Raw genomic sequence first — 21,691 nt, 5'->3', positions numbered from 1 at the left:
ATCTGTCAAACCAAGCTCCAGCGCCTTTTCCTTTCTTTTATTTTTCCCTTCTATTTTAACAGAATGTTCTGAAAATGTATCTTTTCCTACGTATTTGTTAAAGATTTTTTAACTTGCCAGCTTCCACCTTATTTTGTTATGATGCTACTAAACAAGTTATTAGGAGATTTTTCATACATGACACCCTACTCTAACCTTCGACAACTGTTTGCACGTCGCAATTTGATCATTGCTATTTTCTACATATTAAATGCCAGTCTTTTCTTGTTCATTTTACTCGGTAGTTTTATTGTCAAAATAGCTTTGCAGAACCCTTCCGCCTTATTGCCTAATTTCAGCGGAGAAGATTTGACACTCATGCAAACAGTGACTAGCCCGCTTGGTTTTTTCACTTTCGGAACTGGCTTTGTGGTGACGAGCCTAATCGTCATACTGGCTTTTATCAATCGTAGCAGAGCCCTAAAAAAATTGGATGAAAAAATTAGTTACCTCGTTTATTATTTGGGCATTTTTTGGGCTATTGCATCAATTATCTTGGAAATTCTTTTACTGGGACGCTTATCCCCATCATCACCTTTTTATTTGTTAATTTTTGGTTTTTTACACCTCTTTACTTTACGAAAAGCGCAGTTTTTAAAGGAAAAATAAGCTTCCCAAATGAAAATTACTAATTCTTGGGACACATCGCCTAACTTTTAGAAAGCATCGTCACAATCATGTTTTTTCCCCGCCACAGGATACAAAAAACGAACAAGACAGTATTTCGACACTCGAAATCTGAACCTGTTCGTTTTTTATTTTAGACCTTAGTTTTCCGCGTATCTTTAACGAAAAATAATCAATGTTTTAAACTGATAGGCTGAATCTCAGATTATGAAAAGACGGAGATGCGTTCTTGTAGATACTTGCCTGATTCGGCAATGTCCAAGAAAGCTAGGGCATAATCCGCATAGCTGATGTAGCTTTCACCTTGGGCATTGACTTGGAAAACTTCTCCAGCTACCTCATAGCGGCCTGTTTTTTCACCGTCGGCCACAAAGTCTGCTGCTGGGCTGATGTAGGTCCAAGCGACAGTCTGAGCTTGACGGTAACGGTCCAATCCTTGTCCCATAGCCTCTGCAACTGGTAGGTATTCCACAGGAAAATCTGGAGCATCCTTTAACATCGTCGTCTGGCTAGCATCTAGATAAAGACTACCTGCACCACCGACCACCAACAAACGAACAGGTGTGTCTACGAGCAAGCTCACCAAGTGGTCTGCAAGACGAGCATGATCAGGTAAACTCTCTGGTGCCCAAGCTCCGAAAGCATTGACCACCACGTCAAATCCTACCAAATCTTCCTCGGTCAAGGCAAAAGCATCTTTTGCGAGAACTGCTTGAGCCTCACTCTTGTTTTCAGAGCGAACAATGGCAGTCACCTGATGACCGCGTGCCACTGCTTCTTTGACAATCAACTGACCAGATTTTCCATTTGCTGCAATAACGGCTATTTTCATAGTATATACCTCACTTATGTTGTAATATTTTTGTTTACAACGATAGTCTAACACCCTTTTGTTGTAATGTCAAGTGTTACAACGGAAAAATTTTTAAAAAAATCATCACAGCAATTCAGCTCTGATGACTTCTCTATTTTACTTCCATCAATAAATCCGCCAAACTAGACTTAGCCAAACTAGCTTCCATGGCTGATTGAGCAGCTTCCAACCGTCTGTCTAACAAGGGATGAATCTGGCGACCAATCCGACAATCAGGATTGGGATTGTCATGGAAACCAAACAAATTTCCCGACTGACCAAGGACTTCTACAGCCTGATAGACCTTGAGCAGACTAATGTCCTCTGGTGGCAAAGCCAAACGAGCTCCCCCCACACCACGAGCAACTTCGACCAAGCCCGCCTGCTTGAGCTGGGATAAGATTGTCCGCACGATGACGGGATTAACACCAACACTTCCTGCTATGGTTAGACTGGTCTGCTTGGTCACCTCTCCCTCAACAGCTAAGAGCAAGAGGATATGACTGGCAATGGTAAAGCGACTTGAAATCTGCATAAGCCCTCCTTTTTCTCTAGTCTATCATAGATAGCTGATAAATGAAACTAGACACCCTCAAAATTGGTCAAGGTCACGCCTAACAAGCGGACTCCCTTGCTAAAGTCTGCGACCTCTTCAAAGATAGCTTGGACATGGCGGTCGATGACCTCCAGGCTATCCGTCGCCTCTGCAATCGAATGCCGCTTGGTCAAGGTGGTAAAGTCTGCATAGCGTACCTTGAGGACAATGGTCCGCCCCTTCTTACCATGCTTGGCCACACTCTCCGCCACCCGCTTGGACAGGCTGGCCAATTCTTTTTTACAATCTTCTTCTCGATAAAGCAACTTGCGGTAGGTCCGTTCCTTGCCAATGGACTTGCGAATGCGGTTGACCTTGACAGGTGAGTTGGAAATCCCTCGTGCCTTCCTGTACAAATCATAACCAAACCGACCAAATCGGTCAATCAGGGTCATCTCTGGCACTTCTAACAGGTCGGCCCCTGTGTAAATCTTCATGTCATGCAACCGCTGAACCGTCTTCTTCCCCACACCGTGAAACTGCTCGATTGGCAAGGCCGACAGGACCGAAATCGCCTCCTCAGGTAAAATCAGGGTGAGCCCCTGTGGTTTTTCCATATCGGACGCAATCTTGGCCAAAAACTTATTATAGGACACTCCCGCCGATGCTGTCAGCCGCAACTCCTGACAGATGTCGTACTGGATCAGCTTGGCAATCTTGACCGCCGAAGTCAGCCCCAGCTTGTTGACCGTCACATCCAGATAAGCCTCATCGATCGACATGGGCTCGACCAGATCCGTATAACGCTTGAAAATCTCCCGCACCTGCAGGCCGACTTCCTGATACTTGTCATAGTTGCCCGAGATAAAGACAGCTTGGGGACAGCGTTCGTAGGCTTCTTTTGAGGACATAGCAGAGCGGACACCGAACTTTCTGGCTTCGTAGTTACAGGTCGATACCACCCCGCGACCGCCTGATAAACGAGGATCACTACCGATAATGACTGGCTTTCCTTTGAGGCTGGGATTGTCCCGCTCTTCAATGGCAGCAAAAAAGGCATCCATATCGATATGAATGATCTTGCGAGATGTGTCATTGATCAGCGGAAAAATCAGCATGAAACAGGCCTACCTTTCATAACTATTATAACATTTTTCAATTTATTTCATGTATTTTCAAATTTATAGTACAGTTTAATAATTATTGCAGAACTGTATTAGAAAAGAAAAGTCGATTTGTCAACAAATATGCTTGCTGAAACCGTTTACTGTATGATATAATTTTTTTGTTAATTGTAACAGATGACTGCTGTTACTAAAAATTTTCAAAAATAGGAGACCTATTATGGCAACTGTAAAAACAAACACTGATGTTTTTGAAAAAGCCTGGGAGGGCTTTAAAGGCCTTGACTGGCGTGAAAAAGCGAGTGTGACACGCTTTGTTCAAGCTAACTACACTCCATATGATGGAGATGAAAGCTTCCTTGCTGGAGCAACTGAGCGTTCACTTCGCATCAAAAAAATTATCGAAGAAACAAAGGCTGGCTACGAAGACACTCGCTTCCCAATGGACGTCGATCGTGCAACTTCTATCGCTGATATCCCAGCTGGTTTCATCGACAAAGAAAACGAGCTCATCTTCGGTATCCAAAACGATGAACTCTTCAAACTCAACTTCATGCCACGTGGTGGTATTCGTATGGCTGAAACCACTCTTATCGAAAACGGCTATACTCCAGACCCATTACTTCATGAAATCTATACAAAACACGCTACAACTGTAAACGACGGTATCTTCCGTGCTTATACAGCCGACATCCGCCGCGCTCGCCACTCGCACCACGTTTCTGGTCTTCCAGATGCTTACTCACGTGGCCGTATCATCGGTATGTATGCTCGTTTGGCCCTTTACGGAGCAGACTTCCTCATGCAAGAGAAAGTGAACGACTGGAATGCTATTACTGAAATCGATGAAGAGTCAATCCGCCTTCGCGAAGAAATCAATATGCAGTACCAAGCCCTTCAACAAGTTGTGAAATTAGGTGACTTGTACGGTGTTGACGTTCGCAAACCTGCAATGAACACTAAAGAAGCGATCCAATGGACAAACATTGCTTTCATGGCCGTATGTCGTGTCATCAACGGTGCCGCTACTTCTCTAGGTCGTGTGCCAATCGTTCTTGACATCTATGCAGAACGCGACTTGGCTCGTGGTACATTTACTGAGTCTGAAATCCAAGAATTTGTTGATGACTTCGTATTGAAACTTCGTACAGTGAAATTCGCTCGTACAAAAGCCTTCGACGAAATCTACTCTGGTGACCCAACATTCTTGACAACATCTATGGCAGGTATGGGTAACGACGGTCGTCACCGTGTTACTAAGATGGACTACCGTTTCTTGAACACGCTTGACAACATCGGTAACTCTCCAGAGCCAAACTTGACAGTTCTTTGGTCAGACCAACTTCCATACGCATTCCGTCGATACTGTATGGCAATGAGCCATAAACACTCTTCTATCCAGTATGAAGGTGTAACAACCATGGCTAAAGACGGTTACGGTGAAATGTCATGTATTTCTTGCTGTGTGTCACCACTTGACCCAGAAAGTGAAGACAAACGCCACAACATCCAGTACTTCGGTGCACGTGTAAACGTATTGAAAGCTCTTCTTTCAAGCTGGAACAACGGTTACGACGATGTTCACAAAGACTACAAGGTATTTGACGGCGTTGAGCCAAACACTTCAGAAGTCTTTGACTACGACCAAGTTGTGAAGAACTTTGAAATCGCCCTTGACTGGTTGACTGACACTTATGTAGATGCCATGAACATCATCCACTACATGACTGATAAGTACAACTACGAAGCTGTTCAAATGGCATTCTTGCCAACTCACCTTCGTGCCAACATGGGATTCGGTATCTGTGGATTTGCAAATACTGTTGACTCATTGTCTGCTATCAAGTACGCACAAGTTAAACCAATCCGTGACGAAGACGGCTTCATCTATGACTACGAAGTAACTGGTGACTTCCCACGTTACGGTGAAGATGATGACCGTGTAGATGACATTGCGAAATGGCTCATGGAAGCATTCTTCACTCGTTTGAACAAACACAAACTCTATAAGAATGCTGAAGCAACTGTGTCTATCTTGACCATCACTTCAAACGTTGCTTACTCTAAACAAACAGCTAACTCACCAGTTCACCGCGGTGTATTCCTCAACGAAGATGGCTCTGTCAACACTTCTAAAGTAGAATTCTTCCCACCAGGTGCTAACCCAACTTCTAAATCTCGTGGTGGTTGGTTGCAAAACTTGAATACCCTTTCTAAACTTAACTTCAAACATGCCAACGACGGTATCTCATTGACAACTCAGGTTTCTCCAAAAGCTCTTGGTAAGACCTTCGATGAGCAAGTGAACAACTTGGTGACAATCCTTGACGGATACTTCGAACAAGGTGGTCAGCACGTGAACTTGAACGTTATGGACTTGAATGACGTTTACGACAAGATTATGGCTGGTGAAGATGTTATCGTTCGTATCTCCGGATACTGCGTGAACACCAAGTACCTCACTAAAGAGCAAAAAACTGAATTGACACAACGTGTCTTCCACGAAGTTCTTTCAATGGATGACCACGCTGCTGAAATTTCAGGTCAAGCTTAATCAAACAAAAGGACTTGCATTGCAGGTCCTTTTTGCTATGTCGAAATATCCTCCCGCATTTTGCGGAAAGGTAAGAAAAAGTTCGAAAGAATATTTAGGGAATTTCCGGAAGAATACCCCGAGCAACCCAAAAAATCCCTGCAAAACAGGGAATCTATCTATGCTCAACACAGTCTTAACTGGACTTATCTGTCTCATTAAAAGGGTAATTCTTCCTCTTCTAAGACTAGGTCTGCTAAATCCGTTTGAACATTATTTTCACGCATGGCGCGTTGCGCACGGCTCTCTAAAAGCTGAAAACTATGCCCTAGAACCTCAGTGACATAATGCGATTGACCATTTTTCTCATATTTACGCGTGCGGATTTCACCATCTATGGAAATCAAACTGCCTTTACTGCCATAACTAGCAAGACTTTCTGCTAGACGCCCCCAGAAAACAACATTGACAAAATCGGCTTCCCGCTCACCATTTTGTCCCTTAAATCGTCGATTCACTGCGACTGTCACACGTGAAACAACTTTATCACTAGCTGTTTTGACCATCTCAGGCTGAGAGGTCAGTCGTCCAATCATAATCACTTTGTTATACATTTTTCTACCTCCTTATCTGATTATTCGTAAGAGTTTGGAAATATGTTACAATAACATCATGGCAAATTTAAAAACTTATCAAGAAATGTTATCCCAACCTTGGGGCAAAATCCTGTATGAACTCATTTTTGCGCAACTAACTGATATCAAAAACCAAGACGTGCTCGATTTTGGAGCTGGTTTTGGCATCACTGCGCAGCAGTTGTCCCAAAAGAACCGCGTCACAGCTGTCGAACCAAACGCTGACATGCTCTGGGCTGATGACAAGCAAACCTTTCAGAAAATTCACGGAAGTCTAGAGGCGCTAGGCAAAATGGACAGCGAGCTTTTTGATACCATTATCTGTCATAATGTCCTTGAATATGTGCCAGAAAGGGATCGACAGAGTTATTTCAGAGCATTCGAACGCTTACTCAAGCCTGGAGGGAAGCTGTCGCTAATCAAACACAATCAAGTCGGAAAGGTCATGCAGGCAGTCGTTTTTGATAATAAGGTCAATCTTGCACTTGATTTACTTGACGGCAAAGCTAAAATCGCTCACTCTTTTGGTCATGCTCACACCTACACCCTCGATGACTTAGCCGAAATGACCTCTCTTCACATCGAAAATTATCGTGGCTTACGCACTTTCTATGCTCTACAGCCCAACACTTTCAAAACAGAGGAGAATTGGATAGACAATCTCCTCAAAGCTGAGTTGGCCGTCGCAGACTTACAACCTTACAAGGATATCGCCTTTTTACAGCATGTGACATTGCGAAAAACATTAAAAACAGACTAGAGAAATCTAGTCTGTTTTTATTTTGGGTGCCTCCTATTTTCCCCAGCCTTCCAATGATTCTGGTCGTAATTCTGGGTGGGCCATATAGTATTTTACCGTTGCAAATAGATCTGATAAGCTATAGCCTTGGGGAGCCTGATAATGCCCTTCATCAAAGGAGTAAAAGGCATAATAATGGTTATGATCCCCATGTGGCACGACAAAGCGTCCATCTTCCACATGGCTAGCATACCCCAGTTGATAAGGTATCGCTTCAAATGGAATAATAGCCTGTGCTTCTGAGGACTGATAAATCTCTGCAGCTTTCAAGCTCTGAGGAGAATTTTCCGCAGGAGCTATTGGAGTCGGGTGAGAGACATCTTCTACTGGAGAGATTGAAGGCCTTTCACCACTATCTTCCTGCTCAGCTACGACTGTTGATTCCGTATCTCTTTTTGCAGCCATGGCTTCAGCTGGTAATAATTCTCTAAAATAATTTAGCTCACTCTTTGGAACTCTGTGGTAACCATCCTCTTTAGCCCTTGGAATACGGTAATGGTCGTCTCCAATCTTTGTTTTCGGGTCTAATACATCCGCTGGATCAAAAATATAACCGTCTTGAGTCACGTATCGTCCGTCGGATTTGGCTGCTGATAACTCCTCTGCACTATAGATAATTTGCCAATTTTTTAAGCCTTTACGTTCTTCTATAGGTGTAACAGACTTGGCTAATTCTTCTGCTGCTCTAGCATCTAGGAGAGCCTGAACTAAAGCTAACTCTTCTTTAGACAGTTCCGATTTACGAACGGAACGCAGGCTACCACCTTCTGCCCGTGGTAAACTAAAAGCATCTTTGAAAACAAAAGCTCCAGGATCTAAAACATCTTCTGCTGCAAAAATGTAACCATCATCTGTTGCCCATCTTCCTTGTGCACGCGCTGCTTGTACCTCTTCTAAAGTGTAGATGATTTGCCAGTTTTTCAGCCCCTCACGATTAGCCAGAGGCGTTGCGTTAGCAATTTCACTGTTATGACCAGCATCTGTCCAAGCACCTGGCCGAACCTCTGGGTGTTGCATGAGGTATTTGACCGTGGCAAGTTGTTCTGGGCTCAGCCAGCTATAAGGAACAACATGGATATGATCAATATGCGGCACGATAAATGACTTCCCTGTATCATAAGTCGCTTGCCCAACATGCATCGGCAATTTACTTACAGGAACAAGATTAGCTGGCGCCAGCTCATTTCCTTTTGGAGCTACAATGTCCAAAATATAGTTCTTATCCTTTTCAATCAGAGTTAATTCAGCAAAAGCAATTTGAGTCCAATCTAAGGTCGATTGTGGATAAGACCATGTCTTATCTCCTTGCTGGACACGATAGACATAGCTCCCATTCTCTAATTCTTTTCTCTGAACAAGTTTGCTGTCAAAAGCAGGAGCCATCTCATCTGCTGGGCTTACTTGTGGCAATTTTGTCTCAGTTGTAGGGTTTGTCTTTGTTTCTTTTTCTGATAACCACGCTTCAACTTGAGCAAGTTCTTCTGCTTCTAACTCTCCAAAACCGACATAATGGAAATGATCGCCATGTTTTCCAATCATTCCGTCATGATCTACCGAATCAATTGATTCTTTACTAAACTGGTAACCATCATCTGTACGATAAGGTTTACCATCTAACCCTTGCCCATAGGCAACAATTTTGCGACCACGGAAGAAACGTACTTTAGAGATTGACGACTGACTATCTTGAGCCCATTGATTTGGCAGTTTCGGCAATAGCTGTGGCGTTATTGTCGGAGTTTCAGGTAGGTTGGTGCCAGCAATAGCAATACGTTGTGCGATTTCCCTTTCCAAATCAGACATCTGACTATAAGGAATGAAATGGTAGTGGTCCCCGTGCGGAACAATAACTCCGCTATCCGTTTTCTTACTGATTGTTCTTGGGTCAAAAACAAGGCCATCCCCTTCAACATGTCTTTGAGATAGTGGTGTAGCATCGAGTTTGGCCAGTAATTGACTTAAACTTTCTCCTCCCCCAAGATTAGCGGTAGTAGCTCTATTTTGAGATAGCACCGCTTGTGAGGATTGCACTTGTCTCTTCTTGCCTTGCCAATAGTCCTCTGCCGCTTTCAATTCAGCTGGGGAAAGGTCTTTTTTGGGGATAAAATGGAAATGGTTCCCATGCGGGACGATAAAGCCATCTCCTGTATCTTCGATAACATCTGTCGGTTCAAAGAGATAACCATCATCTGTTTGATAACGCCCTTTCCCTTGAACAGCTTTGCCTTGATTAGCTTTAAGAGAATCATTCGTCACCAGTTCTTTTTGCCGATCGATTTCCTCCTTCGTACGGATATTATCACGCTTTTCTTTATCTTTCAAGTACACAAAATAGCGATCATTAACCTTGATGATATAGCCGTTTTTAACCTCGTTAACAATATGACTTTCCTGAAGAACATAATTAGGATCTGTCATGACTAATTCTTCGCTGATAATAGCATCATAAGGCACCTTACCATTGTAATAATGGAAATGATCGCCGTGTGAAGTGACATAGCCTTGGTCAGTGATTTTAACCACAATCTGCTCTGCAGCAATCCCCTCTTTAGCTGATACCTGTTCAGGCGTCAGCTCTTCGGAAGACTTGACAGATTCATTCATTTCCACATAATTAACCCTATTTTTCTGCTCCTCTAGTGATTGATAGCGCCCTAAATGATAGCTACAAACACTGAGACCTACCATTAAGGTCGCAAGAGAGGTTCCAAGCATGGTTTTCTTTTTCATAAAAACTCCTTCTTTAGTTCAATTCTTTTGCCAAAACAGCCAAAACAGCTTCCAAATTTTCCAAATAGGTGAGAGCATTCTCAGGATCCGCCTCCAAAGGATCCAAAACTTTTAGCTGAACACCTGCAGATTCTGCCAGTGATTTGGCAATTTTGTCAGACATGCCTTTTTCTACAAAGATAGTTTTCACATCGTAGCGTTCCACAAATTCTTTGACTTCTGCTAACTTCCTAGGACTAGGCTCTTCATCTGAAACTCCTGCAATGCCTAATTGGGTTAAGCCAAAACGACGTGCTGTATAAGAAAAAGCAGTATGCTGTGTCACAAAAGTCTTGTTGCTCTTCTTAGCAAAATAATCTTGATAGGTTTTTTCAATTTGCTGGGCCTTATGATTGAGCTCTTCTGCATTCTTTCGATATATGGTAGCATGATCAGGATCCAAATCTGCTAAAAGCTCCGCAATCAACAAAGCCTCCTGACCAACCAAAATAGGATCTAACCAGGTATGAGGATCATAGAGACTGGCTTCATCCATTCCTTCAGAAACTTCCATATCCTCAAGCCCTGGCACCCGAATCAACTCTAACCCTTGCGATACCTCTAAAACTTTCACAGATGACTGATTCAGATTAGCATCCAAGCGCCCTGCCCAAGATTCCAATACTCTTGAGTGGTAGATAAAAGCATCCGCATCGTAGATAGCTTTGACATCACTAGGCGATGGTTCATACGAATGAATACCTGCACGTGACCCAATCATACGAACCTCATTATAGTCCCCTGATACTTCTTTCACCAAGGCATAGATAGGGTAAAAACTGGTCACAATCTTTAACCCTTCTTGCTGGTGATTGTGTTGATCCTTTTGCCGACAAGCCGAAAGCAAAATCAATCCCAAGAAAAACAGTATCAGCCTTCTTATTTTTTTCAAGACAATCCCTCCTTAAACTTATTAACCAGTTAAGTATATAGCAAAATAATTAACCAGTCAAGTAGTTTTTTGAAAATTCTTCTCAATATAAACAAAAAAACTAACGATAGCTAAATAACTACGTTAGTTTTTTGAATATTCTTTTCTTATTTCACCTTAGCTGTTGACGTAATGACTTCTACAGCTTTTTTCATTGTGATGTCATGGCGAAGCATGTCAGCTGAAAGGAGTGAACGTACTTGCTCAACTTCCATATTGTACTCCGCTGCAAGGTCGGTAATTTCTTTTTCGATGTCAGCATCTGACACTTCAAAGCCTTCAGCTTTAGCAATCGCTTCGATGACAAGGTTAGTTTTCACACGTTTATCCGCATCAGCTTCGTATTGTTTGTGAAGGTCGTCCTGAGTTGTTCCAGTGATTTGGAAGTACATTTCTGGTGAGATACCTTGACGTTGCATGTTACCCATAAATTCATTCATAGCGCGGTGCACTTCGTCATGAATCATCTCTTCTGGCAATTCCACGATTTCAGCATTTGCTACAGCAAGTTCAATCGCTGCGCTTTCTACAGCATCATCAAAGGCAATTTCTTTAGCTGCTTCAAGTTCTTTGCGGTATTTCGCTTTCAAATCTGCAAGTGTTTCAACGTCTTCATCGATGTCTTTTGCCAATTCATCGTCAAGTGCAGGCACTTCTTTCGTTTTAACTTCGTTGATTGTTGTTACAAAAAGAGCTTCTTTGCCAGCAAGGTCAGCTGCATGGTATTCTGTTGGGAATGTCACATTAACATTGACAGTATCGCCAGCTTTGCCACCAACCAATTGATCTTCAAAACCTGGAATGAATTGACCTGAACCTAGTTCGAGTGAGTGGTTTTCACCTTTTCCGCCGTCAAATTCAACGCCATCAACAGATCCTACAAAGTCAATCACAACAGTGTCGCCTTTTTCAGCAGCACCATCCTTGACAGCAAGTTCTGCTAAATTGTTACGCTCACGCTCGATTTTAGCATCAACTTCTTCATCAGTTACTTCTTTAGAAACGTCAACGTCAACGGTAAGGTCTTTATAATCACCAAGTTTAACTTCTGGTTTTGTCACAACTTCTGCTGTAATTGTCCAATCTTGACCTTTTTCCATAGAAACAACATCAATCTTTGGCTGAGCAACCACTTCAAGACCTAGTTCTTTAACTGCTGCTTCATAAACTGATGGTAAAACAGCATTCAAAGCATCTTCATAAAGCGCTTCTTCACCAAATTTTTGGTTAAACAAAGCACGTGTGACTTTACCTTTACGGAAGCCTGGGATGTTCAAGTTTTTCTTTACGCGGTTAAAAGCTGTATCAAGAGCTGGTTTGATTTGCTCCTGATTGATTGTAAATGTAATGACACCACGGTTTGTGGCTTTGTTTTCAAATGATACTGACATGTTATCATTTCTCCTTAAAAAATGTTATACAGCTTAGTTTATCATATTTTATAGCTTTTTAAAAGTTTTTTACGATACTTTTTGGTAAACTAAGGATATGACTACGATTGAAAAATACTTTGCCAACTGGCATTTAGAAACACTGGTTACCAAAGCCATTTCCTTATTGCTGCTATTGATTGTGTTTGCGATTGCAAAACGCTTGCTTAATCTGATTTTTAAAAAGACTATTGATAAATCCTTGTCTCTCTCTCAGACCAAGCCTGCGCGTCAGAAAACCTTATCAAAACTCCTGAATAGCATGCTCAATTATGCTCTTTATTTCATTTTGATTTATTGGGTCCTGACCATTATCGGAATCCCTGTCTCTAGCCTTCTAGCTGGAGCTGGGCTAGCCGGGGTTGCTCTGGGACTTGGTGCACAAGGCTTTTTATCAGATGTCATTAACGGCTTCTTCATTCTGCTGGAAAATCAATTTGATGTTGGAGAGTCTGTTGAAATCGAAACCATTGCAGGGAATGTCTCTAGTATTGGTATCAGAACAACACAAATTAGGGGATTTGATGGCACGCTTCATTTTATCCCCAACCGTCATATTACCATCGTCAGCAATAAGTCCCGAGGCGACATGCGGGCACAAATTGATTTGCCAATCTTTGCCCATAGCGATTTGGAACAAATTGGTAAAATCATTAAGGAAGTTAATGCTCAACAAGTTGAAAAATATCCTGAAATTGTTGGTACACCAACACTCATCGGTCCACGAACCTTGCCTAACGGACAGTTTGTTTACCGCGTAGACATCTTTGTCCAAAACGGCCAGCAAAATCACATCTATTCACGCTTCTATCGCTTATATCAAGAAGCTCTGGTTAAGGCCAATATCGCTATGCCGACCGCTAACACTATACCAACAACAAAAAGCTAAGTTGTTCTTAGCTTTTTTATATTCTTATCCATGACTTAGTCTTTAAAATGTCAATCTGGTTGCTGACCGTCGTGGGCCAACCACTTGCAGTCAGTCAAACTCATTTCTGTAAAGACAGCTTCAAAAGAAGAGTCTTCTGGCGAGCAGGCATAGATACCAAAACGAATCTTACCGCCGCCTTGGTGCAGGTGGCAAATCCGCATTTGCTCAAAATGAATACCGTCTTTGGAGTTTTCAATACAAAAATCACTGCCCCGTCGGCTCAAACGGTAGTAGATTGACTTGACAGAAGCAGGAATTTCCTGGGTCGCCCAGTCTGAAAAGCCCTGATTGGTCACAACGCTGCCCAAATGCTGAAAATCTTCATTTTCATACTCAATAGAGCCCTTAATCCAGTTTTCCGAATCCTGATAAACCACGACGCCGCACTGGTCAAAACGAGTATGGCTGTTGGAAAAATCCGTCTTAACCGTAAAGGAAAAATACTCTTCCTCCGTGTCCATCAAGAGCAGGGGAGCATTATCATTGACAAAATGGTAATAGGTCTTCTGCCACAAGTCCGTATGAGCTTGGGTCGTGATTCGGATTTCTTTATCCGAAATCTGATAGTTTTCTGGCTCTCGTACCCAGTAAAAATTCTTGGTGTTCATGTTACTCCTTAGTTCGTTCATCTATAAAAGTCATCATCCGCTCAAATGCTTTGGCAGACACCGGGTCATTTCGTAAATTCGCCACAAAACCATGTGGCTTTTCAAGCCCTTCTTCTGCTAAAGGATCGACCAATTCATTTTCAACTCCCGCTTGCTTCAAGGCCTTATTGAGCGACACCATATCTGTCCGATACTCGCTTCCCAGAAGGAAACTTGCTGGGTAGTCTTTATTCACATGGGAAATCGGGTTATAGGCATTGATTTCTTCCTCACTTAGATAAATGGTTTCTGAAACATAATTTCCAACCAAGAGCTTCGTGCTTAAGCTAAACTTGGCGTAATCTAAGGGAGCATCATCGATGACCAGAGCTTTGACATGTTCTTTTGCAATGCTTGGTTCAATGTTCAATAGCTGAGCGTAATCATTGTTGGCTAAGAGGCTACCGTATTGTGCTACCATAATAGCACCTGCAGATGAGCCCATTAAGACGACATTATCCATGTTCAAGTGATATTCTTCGGCATGTTCCTTTATGTAAGCGATAGCCTGATTCATCTGAATCACAGGTGTTGGAAAATGATGATCTGGTACAAGAGCATAGTCAACATTGACCACATTATACCCTTTTGACACGATATCGTCAATGAGATAGGTGGCTTGGCTGGCTGCCAGAGGATCCCCCATATTTTTGCCACCTCCAAAGAATCCACCACCGTGGAAATAGAAGAGAGTTGGACGGTCAGCTTCAAGATTTTGGTCTGGATAGGTAATATCTAAAAAGCTGTTAGGATAGTCCTTGCTATAGGCAATCTCACTTTTCAGATACTGACCATTCTCTTTCAGACCATCAATGGGATCATAAAGAGGACTGTAAGAGTTCGGTGAACTCTCCTTGTACATAAACGATTGAATGACACCGACCATCAACCGCGGATGATTGGTAACCGACACGTAGGCAATGAGACCAAGACTAGCTACAATCCCAAGGGTCCATAAGATAATTTTTTTGAATTTTTTCATCTTGTTCTCCTAATCTAATAGTTCTAACCCGTAACTCTTTACCTCTCCGTTAACCGCATCATCCAGCCATTCTGCCACACTCTTGTCTTGAGACATAGGAGTAAAGAATGTTGAGAAGTTAATGGTGGTGTGCTGAGTAGCGGTAGTTTTTTCATCTTGCCCATAATTCCAGACAAAAATACCCACGCCATCAATCTTAGATTGCAGTTCTTGAATCATTTTTTTAAGTTCTTTTTGAAAATGCTCACTACTCTCTTCTGTTGCATCTGCTAGTTTCCCTTGGTCAATATAGGCCTGATATTGCTGAAGAACTCCATCTCGATAGGAAATATCAAACAATATCTTAACACTATCCCCGCGTTTCTCATGGAGGGCTACTAAGCTATCTAGAACAATATTGTCTGAATGCAGGCGGTCACTAATAGAAGTCGGCGTTTTCCAGACATTTTCCGCAATACTTTTCCAGTTATCATGTCTCAAAAAAGAACTGTCCACTGCAACGGTGACATTTTTCGCTGTCGGAAAATGAGAAATGACATCATCCGCTAGCAGTGAGGTCGCAAATCCGCCAGCTGAAAATCCAGTTACCAGAAGCGTATCGGGATTGCCAACGTGCGGCTTGGCTGCTGCTAATATACTTGACAAATTATTATAACCCTGATGATAAATCGTTTGTTCCTTACCTTTATCATCTACGTAAGTAAAATTCTGTGTGCCAGCATGAAAATCTCCTGTCCCATACGGAAGCACAATCATAGTCCAGTCCTTAAATGGATTGTCTTCCTGCGGACTTCCAATTCCCCAAGTTGCGACATAATCTTGATGGCCAGTTGTGGTCGCAAAATAACGTGTGCCACCACTAGCAGTCTCTTCATTGATACTGACACCACCGCCGAAGAAATAGACCATTACCTTATTCTTCTCTTTACCGATACGAAGCAGGCCGTGTGCCTGATTTCCCTGAGAATCTACAACCCCTTCGGGACTGAGGCGGTACCATTCATTCACTTGTGGGGTCTGGTCAACAAGCTCAGGAGCGGACCAGCCAAAGGTCATTTTATAGGCAATAAAACCAAACAAAGCTAAGGTGGCTATTACAGCTGCTACTATTTTCCAAACTTTTTTCATACTTTCTTTTTTCTGTCCTTTATGGTATATTTTTGGAAACAAGTGTTTCGTTTTCATCAGTATAGCAGATGAACAGTGGAAAAACTAGTCCCAGCTCTGCTATTTGCCCAAAAGGAAACAAAGGAAAGGAAGTGTTTCGCATGGAAAGAGTGAAGCGGAAAGAATCATTATTTGTGGAGAGTGTGATTGAGGCTCTGTGGGAATTATTGGAAGACAAATCCTTTGAAAAGATTAGTGTGTCAGAGTTGGTGGAGCGAGCCGGTATCGGTCGAGTAACTTTTTACCGCAACTTTTCCAATAAGGAAGAGGTGCTCGAACGGTCCTTCAACTTGGAATTGCAAGCCTGGTTGACCGAGCGGCAGATTGACTTGTCGGATTGGTCAGATGCTCATCTCTTACTAGCTTTACGGCAATTTTTTGACTTTTGGTATGAGCAGCAGGATAAGATTCGCTTATTGACAGCCAACCATTTGGACTACTTGCTCGAGGAGGTCTTGGATCGCTATTTCAAAGAAAGACTGGGGGACTTGACTGATGATTTTCACCTGCAATTTATCGTAGGAGGATTTTTCCGAGTGCTTAAAACCTGGGTTGCTAGAGGCTGTAAGGAAAGCCCTGATGACATCATGCGGTTGATGGGTGAGCAATAGAGCAAGCTTGTCAACGTTCTTAACCAGACCAAGCAAAAAGACTTAGGCAACTGATGTTAAGTCACTCTAAGTCTTTTTTTGTATATAGTGGTCATTGTGAAAAGATGACAATTTAAGTCCTTTTCACTTTTTCTTCAATGGCTTTTTCTAGGTCAACCAGGACATCAGACATATACATAGTTTTCAATTCTTTCTCCATAGCTGTCTGGACTTGGACGAGTTTGTCATCCACAGCAGCATGGATATTTCCCCCCACGATACAGTCGGGATGGGGATTTTCATGAAAATTAAACAAGCCTTTCTTATCGATATTGTCAACCGTAACAAAGATGTCATAAAGGCTAATGTCATCAAGTGGCTTTGCCAAACGAAAACCGCCGCTACCCTGCTTGGCATCTACAATTCCCGCTTCCTTCAAACCAGATAGAACCGAGCGAATGATAACGGGATTGGCTTGAATACTGTTTGCCAAAACCTTGCTGGTGACACGTTGCTGGTCTTGAAAGAGATGGATAAAGGCCAAGGCATGAATGGCAATGGTAAATTTATTTGAGATCTGCATAGAACTCTTCTACTCACTGACAAGGCTGATACGAGCTTTGAGATGATCACCAGATGCAATCTCGTCAATCATACCAATGGCATAATCTGCATAGGAAATAACGCTTTCTCCCTTGCTGTTCAAGACCAACTCTTCACCGCCAAGAATATAGCGACCTGTTCGCTCACCGTCTGCTTGAAAATCACCTGCCGGGCTTACATAGGTCCAGTTGACATCATCTACTTGACGAAGGGCCTCAAGTGCTTCCTTGTGAGCATTTAGCACAGGCAATACTTCCGCTGGAAACTCTGTCACATCTGCCACAGTCAAGGTATGTTCTGGATTAACATACAGGCTTGCTGCTCCACCAACCACAAGCAAACGTGTTTGTGAATCTTTTAGGATAGCCGCCAAATGTTTGGCTGCGTCAGGAACCACATGTACAGTGTCTGCTGTCCAGGCACCTACTGCATCCACTACCGCATCAAAACCAATCACATCATCAGCTGTCAGGTCAAAAACATCCTTTTGAAGAACCTGCTGTGCGACTGTCTTATTTTCATCACGAACGATAGCCGTTACTTCAAAACCACGTGCTACCGCTTCTTTCACAATCAAGCTACCTGCTTTACCATTTGCTGCTACTACTGCTATTTTCATTTTATTTTCCTCCGAAATGTTTTTTGTTGTAAATTGTTTCGTTACAACTTTACGTACACTAGTATATCCTAACTTCCAATAGTTGTCAACAGTTTTGTTACAACTTTTCAAAAATTGTTGGCAGGTTCATTTATCGCAGAAAAAAAGAGGCCGAGTTCAAGCCTCGAGCCACTTCTCATCGACAGTTCAACTTTAGAAATATCTTCAAGGTCTCTCAGCATCATACCATTATTAAGATTCCATATCTTGACCAAGATGCAGACTATGTAGACCAGTTTGGAAGAGAATTTTCTGGAGTTGAGTTGGTCCATTCGGGTATTCATATCCCATTTGCAGCCAGTGATTTTCAGTCTTATGTATTGGAGTTATATCGTCGGAAGAATTAGCTTTCAGACAAGTATCTGAGGTGCAAGCACTCCTAGAGTGTAGCAGGCTGAAAGTGACCTACATCAAAACCTGTTTATTAGAGCACACAAAAAGACTTAGACAACTGATGTTCAGTTAATCTAAGTCTTTTTTGTGTACATGAGAACTTCTTCATGGCTATTTGTACTGGCTATTTTATACCTTTACCGCTTAGATTATTCCCCCAGAACCGAATCTACAATGACTTCAAAATCTGTCCGTTCATCACGCGCCTTGATGCCAGCCTTGACATCCAGAACGTAATCCGTGATGATACCGTCAACTTCCGAATTGACAAAGCGTTGGATGGATTCTTCTGTATTGACTGTCCAGACGATGACTTTCTTGCCTTGGGCTTTCAGGTCTGCAACCTTTTCTGGACTAGCTTCGGCCTCTTCCATAATCAGATAATCGCCCTGTAAGTCTTCTGTCTGACCGATGGAGAAGTAATAGAGATAGCCAGACACCATCTCAGGATAGGTTTCTTCGATGTAGGTAATCAGCTTGTAGTCCAAAGACAGCAGAGCCACTTCCTTTTCAACACCATAGGCCTTGACCATGGCAACAATGTCATCCACCATTTGCTTGTCGGCTGTTTTTCCTTTTAACTCGATAAAGAGGCCAATCTTGCCCTTGCTAGCTTCAATAACTTCCTCAATCGTAGGAACAGGCTGGGCTGGACGACTACTGTCAAAAGCATCCGCAACTTGTAAGTTCTGGATTTCAGCCAGAGTCATCTCACTAGAACTACGGCTGTCGCCAGCAACACGCTTGAAATCACCGTCATGGTTGAGGATATAGTGACCGTCTTTGGTCCGTTGAATATCAATCTCAGACCAGGCCACCCCTTCCTCCGCAGCTGCTAAAATACCTGCAACCGTATTTTCAGCACCCAGGTCACCCCCACCACGATGGGCGACTAAGGCAATCTCACGATTTACACGGAAAATCGTATCAAAATGCTGCACCAACAAATAAGCAAAGCCAAAATTTCCTGCCAAGATAAAGAGAATCAAGCTGGTCACCAAAAACTTGGTACGCAGGCGAATGGTCGGTAGAATATCCTCCCGCCACTTACTGGCCTTGGTCGAAAGTGTGACCGCAGGAGTCTGTCCCTCAGCCTCTTCGTAATCATAAAAGGCATCCGTCACTCGGTAAATCATCATCGGCGGAAAGAGAAAGGTTAGAAAGCTGACAATATCCACGACTACGAGGAGGATAAACAAGAGATACAAACGGCTTTGATTTGTCTGCTCTGCCTGACTGACCAAAACATAGGCAAGCAGGGCTACCAAAGCAACAAAGAGAGGTAAAAAGTAGACAAGCCCATTTTTCACAAAAATCCCAACAAGCCGCTTGATGAGAGCCCGACCGTATTTCTTTGTCAAATCAAGAGAGGAGCGAATAGCTGAACCGATCGTTTTCCCACCAATGAGGACATAGTGGAAGGTGAATATCAGTCGGTAGCTCAGATAGGCCAATATCAGGAGAACTCCTATATAAAGCGATAGATAAAGAGAGTTGGCATAAATCACCGAAGTGATAAAGTTGGGAATCTGGAACTGCCGCATAGGGCCAATGGTGACACCCAAGCCCAAGAGCGGGAAGATCAAGGATACATAGACCATGAGCAAGAGGCCCGCTGGACTAAAGAGGGACTTGAGGGAGGTCAAGCCCAGCCAGAGCATGTGCCGAGCGGTCATTTCAATCTTTTCTTCCCTTATAAGAGCACTAGTCAAGATAAAGGTATTGACATCTAAACCAATCAAAATCACCATCATGACCAAGGTCGCCAAAAGAAAGCCAATCCCTTGGAAGCTCAAGAGAAAGGACACATAGTCCCCACTGGAAATCCCTGTCCGCCCTGATAAAGCTAAAAAAGTATCAATGGCAAAGGAATACAAGGGATAAATAACTAGAGCTAGTAGCCCCTTACTCAGCAGTTGGTATTTAGTGAAAAGCCAGACGATCCGACCACGAAAGGCCCAACTAGTTGAAACATTCTTTCCTGTTGTCATATCTCCTCCGAAAAGTTTTTTTGTTATTGTACCACAAGCCTTGGTTATGAGGCAAACCTACTTTTCAGCTCTGCTTTTTCCAAAAAATTGTGAAAATGTCTATGGATTGAAAAGAAAACCAAAAGCTTTTTGAACTTCTGGTTTTGAATTGAGTTACAAAATAGCCTGGGCGAAGATGCAACCTGGATTGATGTCGGATTTGGTTTTTCACTTCTCAATTCATCGAAAAAAGATCTGAGATGAACTCTCAAATCTTTTCTAGTCTATTCTACTTCCTCCTCAGCTTCAAGGCTGACAGGCCGTTTGCTAGTCAGTTAAATTCATCCAAGAAGAAGTTAGGGATTTGGAGAAACTTGTCAGTTGTATCAATTGTCATAGATGAAACGAAGTAGTAAAAGCGACTTGTTTCAAACTGGATGTTGAGGTAAACTAGTAAGTAATGAAACCAAGGGAGTGGACTCTATGACTGAATCAGCCAAAACAAAACTGCAGCAAGCATTGATTTTTCTCTTAGACAAGGAAGATTTTGAACGCATTTCGGTTAGTAAAATTTGCAAGGAGGCTGGGGTACATCGCTCTACTTTTTACCATTATTATGACAATCAATTTGACTTGTTAGAGGATGCTTATCAATACCTTACCCAACTTTTCTTAGCTGAATTCCAATCTTATCCCGCTAACAGTCTACCAATTGAAACCGATCTAACAGGGGATGCCTACCTCATTCCCTACCTACAATTTGTAAAAGACCACCAGAAAATTTATCAGATTTATCTTCATCACGAATTAGATTTTCACCACAAGGAACGCTTTGAACACTTGCTAGCAACGATTTTTACCCCTCGTTTTCATTCTCAGGGAATTCAAAATCCAGCACAAATTGCCTATGTATCTAGCTTCTTTCTGGCAGGCATAACACAAGTCGTATCCAAGTGGGTGAGAAATGGCTGTGCTGAATCGATTGAAGAGATGGCTGACATTATCCAAATCTGTATCTCTAGAAAGCAATAAGAACCTGAGGCATCCCTCAGGTTTTCTTTAATTTTTTAAGCCAACAGTTACAGGAATCATCCCAATCACTAATACGAGACCAACAAGGCCTAAAATAAGACCGAGGACAAAATTTCCGGTTGTCACAAAGGCGAAGCCTCCACCAAAAACCAACAAGGCAAAAACACAGTAGATGACTTTAACAATCTGTTTCCAATCAAACTTAGGAGCCCCTTTACCTGCTAACTTCCTCTGCAGAACCCAAGATAGTGCAAGTAATAGCAGACCGGCTACCGATAAGGGCATCCCTAGGGTAGTCATTTTCCATTCTGGCAAGGTATAAAAGCACATCCCTAAAGCTAAGACCAATAAACTCACCGTATAAGCAATCAAACTGATAAAATCTCTTTTTTTCATAATATTCCTTTTCTTCTTATTTAGTATGGTTAGCAAGAAAATCTACT

Annotated in this window: 21 protein-coding genes; 7 read left to right on the top strand and 14 right to left on the bottom strand. The window is 42.5% G+C overall.

Translation table 11 applies throughout. The annotated features are described in order from the left end of the window. Nucleotides 1-177: 177 nt before the first annotated feature. Nucleotides 178-648: a hypothetical protein gene (locus G575_RS0108335; protein ID WP_027972325.1), complete on the top strand. Its 471-nt coding sequence runs from the start codon at nt 178-180 to the stop codon at nt 646-648. Between the two features lie 223 nt (nt 649-871). On the opposite strand, the gene G575_RS0108330 is transcribed toward G575_RS0108335, so the two are convergent. From G575_RS0108330 to dinB, 3 genes are all read right to left on the bottom strand, one after another. Next, nucleotides 872-1,498, bottom strand: coding sequence for an NAD(P)-dependent oxidoreductase (locus G575_RS0108330; protein WP_027972324.1), 627 nt, complete (start codon nt 1,496-1,498; stop codon nt 872-874). 133 nt (nt 1,499-1,631) lie between these two features. Next, nucleotides 1,632-2,054: an Rrf2 family transcriptional regulator gene (locus tag G575_RS0108325; RefSeq protein ID WP_027972323.1), complete on the bottom strand. Its 423-nt coding sequence runs from the start codon at nt 2,052-2,054 to the stop codon at nt 1,632-1,634. A 47-nt stretch (nt 2,055-2,101) separates the two neighbouring features. Then, a complete protein-coding gene (gene dinB, locus G575_RS0108320; protein ID WP_027972322.1) occupies nt 2,102-3,172 on the bottom strand; it encodes a DNA polymerase IV in 1,071 nt (356 codons plus the stop codon). 226 nt (nt 3,173-3,398) lie between these two features. On the opposite strand from dinB, the gene pflB reads away from it, so the two are divergent. Further along, nucleotides 3,399-5,732 carry a formate C-acetyltransferase gene (gene pflB, locus G575_RS0108315; RefSeq protein ID WP_027972321.1) on the top strand — a complete coding sequence of 778 codons (2,334 nt, stop codon included), beginning with the start codon at nt 3,399-3,401 and terminating at the stop codon, nt 5,730-5,732. Between the two features lie 197 nt (nt 5,733-5,929). On the opposite strand, the gene G575_RS0108305 is transcribed toward pflB, so the two are convergent. Continuing rightward, on the bottom strand, nt 5,930-6,325 hold the full coding sequence (locus G575_RS0108305) for a single-stranded DNA-binding protein (protein ID WP_027972319.1): 396 nt from the start codon (nt 6,323-6,325) through the stop codon (nt 5,930-5,932). A 58-nt stretch (nt 6,326-6,383) separates the two neighbouring features. Between G575_RS0108305 and G575_RS0108300 the strand changes: the two genes are divergently transcribed. Beyond that, nucleotides 6,384-7,106 carry a class I SAM-dependent methyltransferase gene (locus tag G575_RS0108300; RefSeq protein WP_027972318.1) on the top strand — a complete coding sequence of 241 codons (723 nt, stop codon included), beginning with the start codon at nt 6,384-6,386 and terminating at the stop codon, nt 7,104-7,106. A gap of 33 nt (nt 7,107-7,139) precedes the next feature. Here the strand turns inward: G575_RS0108300 and G575_RS11365 are convergent, their stop codons facing one another. The 3 genes from G575_RS11365 to tig all read right to left on the bottom strand — a co-directional run bounded on the left by G575_RS11365 (nt 7,140) and on the right by tig (nt 12,236). Continuing rightward, a complete protein-coding gene (locus G575_RS11365; protein ID WP_037622905.1) occupies nt 7,140-9,875 on the bottom strand; it encodes a pneumococcal-type histidine triad protein in 2,736 nt (911 codons plus the stop codon). A gap of 13 nt (nt 9,876-9,888) precedes the next feature. Further along, on the bottom strand, nt 9,889-10,773 hold the full coding sequence (locus G575_RS0108290) for a metal ABC transporter solute-binding protein, Zn/Mn family (protein WP_245562404.1): 885 nt from the start codon (nt 10,771-10,773) through the stop codon (nt 9,889-9,891). A 179-nt stretch (nt 10,774-10,952) separates the two neighbouring features. Continuing rightward, nucleotides 10,953-12,236 (bottom strand): trigger factor, encoded by a 1,284-nt coding sequence (tig, locus tag G575_RS0108285; protein WP_027972316.1) that lies wholly within the window; start codon nt 12,234-12,236, stop codon nt 10,953-10,955. A 97-nt stretch (nt 12,237-12,333) separates the two neighbouring features. Between tig and G575_RS0108280 the strand changes: the two genes are divergently transcribed. Further along, the gene (locus G575_RS0108280; RefSeq protein ID WP_027972315.1) at nt 12,334-13,164 is read left to right on the top strand and encodes a mechanosensitive ion channel family protein; all 831 of its coding nucleotides are present in this window, start codon (nt 12,334-12,336) and stop codon (nt 13,162-13,164) included. Nucleotides 13,165-13,214: 50 nt separating this feature from the next. On the opposite strand, the gene G575_RS0108275 is transcribed toward G575_RS0108280, so the two are convergent. The 3 genes from G575_RS0108275 to G575_RS0108265 are packed head-to-tail and all read right to left on the bottom strand — an operon-like array spanning nt 13,215 to nt 15,963. Further along, nucleotides 13,215-13,814 carry a DUF1349 domain-containing protein gene (locus tag G575_RS0108275; protein WP_027972314.1) on the bottom strand — a complete coding sequence of 200 codons (600 nt, stop codon included), beginning with the start codon at nt 13,812-13,814 and terminating at the stop codon, nt 13,215-13,217. A gap of 1 nt (nt 13,815) precedes the next feature. Further along, nucleotides 13,816-14,835: an alpha/beta hydrolase gene (locus G575_RS0108270; protein ID WP_027972313.1), complete on the bottom strand. Its 1,020-nt coding sequence runs from the start codon at nt 14,833-14,835 to the stop codon at nt 13,816-13,818. 9 nt (nt 14,836-14,844) lie between these two features. Beyond that, entirely contained in the window at nt 14,845-15,963 is a 1,119-nt protein-coding gene (locus tag G575_RS0108265; RefSeq protein WP_027972312.1) for a pectin acetylesterase-family hydrolase, read from the bottom strand. A 140-nt stretch (nt 15,964-16,103) separates the two neighbouring features. On the opposite strand from G575_RS0108265, the gene G575_RS0108260 reads away from it, so the two are divergent. Further along, on the top strand, nt 16,104-16,613 hold the full coding sequence (locus tag G575_RS0108260; RefSeq protein ID WP_027972311.1) for a TetR/AcrR family transcriptional regulator: 510 nt from the start codon (nt 16,104-16,106) through the stop codon (nt 16,611-16,613). A 112-nt stretch (nt 16,614-16,725) separates the two neighbouring features. Here the strand turns inward: G575_RS0108260 and G575_RS0108255 are convergent, their stop codons facing one another. Both G575_RS0108255 and G575_RS0108250 read right to left on the bottom strand, forming a co-directional pair. Then, nucleotides 16,726-17,175 (bottom strand): Rrf2 family transcriptional regulator, encoded by a 450-nt coding sequence (locus G575_RS0108255; RefSeq protein WP_027972310.1) that lies wholly within the window; start codon nt 17,173-17,175, stop codon nt 16,726-16,728. A gap of 9 nt (nt 17,176-17,184) precedes the next feature. Next, complete coding sequence (locus tag G575_RS0108250; protein WP_027972309.1) at nt 17,185-17,814, bottom strand: NAD(P)-dependent oxidoreductase; 630 nt, start codon at nt 17,812-17,814, stop codon at nt 17,185-17,187. Between the two features lie 65 nt (nt 17,815-17,879). On the opposite strand from G575_RS0108250, the gene G575_RS12655 reads away from it, so the two are divergent. Then, nucleotides 17,880-18,200 carry a GH36 C-terminal domain-containing protein gene (locus tag G575_RS12655; protein ID WP_083958891.1) on the top strand — a complete coding sequence of 107 codons (321 nt, stop codon included), beginning with the start codon at nt 17,880-17,882 and terminating at the stop codon, nt 18,198-18,200. Nucleotides 18,201-18,395: 195 nt separating this feature from the next. Here G575_RS12655 and G575_RS0108240 read toward each other — a convergent pair whose 3' ends face one another. Further along, nucleotides 18,396-20,237 (bottom strand): glycerophosphodiester phosphodiesterase family protein, encoded by a 1,842-nt coding sequence (locus G575_RS0108240; RefSeq protein WP_027972307.1) that lies wholly within the window; start codon nt 20,235-20,237, stop codon nt 18,396-18,398. Between the two features lie 462 nt (nt 20,238-20,699). On the opposite strand from G575_RS0108240, the gene G575_RS0108235 reads away from it, so the two are divergent. Then, entirely contained in the window at nt 20,700-21,248 is a 549-nt protein-coding gene (locus G575_RS0108235; protein ID WP_027972306.1) for a TetR/AcrR family transcriptional regulator, read from the top strand. 27 nt (nt 21,249-21,275) lie between these two features. On the opposite strand, the gene G575_RS0108230 is transcribed toward G575_RS0108235, so the two are convergent. Beyond that, on the bottom strand, nt 21,276-21,644 hold the full coding sequence (locus G575_RS0108230; RefSeq protein ID WP_027972305.1) for a hypothetical protein: 369 nt from the start codon (nt 21,642-21,644) through the stop codon (nt 21,276-21,278). Nucleotides 21,645-21,691 lie beyond the last annotated feature (47 nt).

The sequence above is a fragment of the Streptococcus plurextorum DSM 22810 genome (assembly GCF_000423745.1).
Lineage (GTDB): Bacteria > Bacillota > Bacilli > Lactobacillales > Streptococcaceae > Streptococcus > Streptococcus plurextorum.
This window is presented reverse-complemented; position numbering and strand designations above follow the sequence as displayed.

Bases quoted from the DNA above. Each gene is read 5' to 3' on its own strand.
- G575_RS0108335 (WP_027972325.1), top strand. From the start codon at position 178: ATGACACCCTACTCTAACCTTCGACAACTGTTTGCACGTCGCAATTTG.
- G575_RS0108330 (WP_027972324.1), bottom strand. From the start codon at position 1,498: ATGAAAATAGCCGTTATTGCAGCAAATGGAAAATCTGGTCAGTTGATT.
- G575_RS0108325 (WP_027972323.1), bottom strand. From the start codon at position 2,054: ATGCAGATTTCAAGTCGCTTTACCATTGCCAGTCATATCCTCTTGCTC.
- dinB (WP_027972322.1), bottom strand. From the start codon at position 3,172: ATGCTGATTTTTCCGCTGATCAATGACACATCTCGCAAGATCATTCAT.
- pflB (WP_027972321.1), top strand. From the start codon at position 3,399: ATGGCAACTGTAAAAACAAACACTGATGTTTTTGAAAAAGCCTGGGAG.
- G575_RS0108305 (WP_027972319.1), bottom strand. From the start codon at position 6,325: ATGTATAACAAAGTGATTATGATTGGACGACTGACCTCTCAGCCTGAG.
- G575_RS0108300 (WP_027972318.1), top strand. From the start codon at position 6,384: ATGGCAAATTTAAAAACTTATCAAGAAATGTTATCCCAACCTTGGGGC.
- G575_RS11365 (WP_037622905.1), bottom strand. From the start codon at position 9,875: ATGAAAAAGAAAACCATGCTTGGAACCTCTCTTGCGACCTTAATGGTA.
- tig (WP_027972316.1), bottom strand. From the start codon at position 12,236: ATGTCAGTATCATTTGAAAACAAAGCCACAAACCGTGGTGTCATTACA.
- G575_RS0108280 (WP_027972315.1), top strand. From the start codon at position 12,334: ATGACTACGATTGAAAAATACTTTGCCAACTGGCATTTAGAAACACTG.
- G575_RS0108275 (WP_027972314.1), bottom strand. From the start codon at position 13,814: ATGAACACCAAGAATTTTTACTGGGTACGAGAGCCAGAAAACTATCAG.
- G575_RS0108270 (WP_027972313.1), bottom strand. From the start codon at position 14,835: ATGAAAAAATTCAAAAAAATTATCTTATGGACCCTTGGGATTGTAGCT.
- G575_RS0108265 (WP_027972312.1), bottom strand. From the start codon at position 15,963: ATGAAAAAAGTTTGGAAAATAGTAGCAGCTGTAATAGCCACCTTAGCT.
- G575_RS0108260 (WP_027972311.1), top strand. From the start codon at position 16,104: ATGGAAAGAGTGAAGCGGAAAGAATCATTATTTGTGGAGAGTGTGATT.
- G575_RS0108255 (WP_027972310.1), bottom strand. From the start codon at position 17,175: ATGCAGATCTCAAATAAATTTACCATTGCCATTCATGCCTTGGCCTTT.
- G575_RS0108250 (WP_027972309.1), bottom strand. From the start codon at position 17,814: ATGAAAATAGCAGTAGTAGCAGCAAATGGTAAAGCAGGTAGCTTGATT.
- G575_RS0108240 (WP_027972307.1), bottom strand. From the start codon at position 20,237: ATGACAACAGGAAAGAATGTTTCAACTAGTTGGGCCTTTCGTGGTCGG.
- G575_RS0108235 (WP_027972306.1), top strand. From the start codon at position 20,700: ATGACTGAATCAGCCAAAACAAAACTGCAGCAAGCATTGATTTTTCTC.
- G575_RS0108230 (WP_027972305.1), bottom strand. From the start codon at position 21,644: ATGAAAAAAAGAGATTTTATCAGTTTGATTGCTTATACGGTGAGTTTA.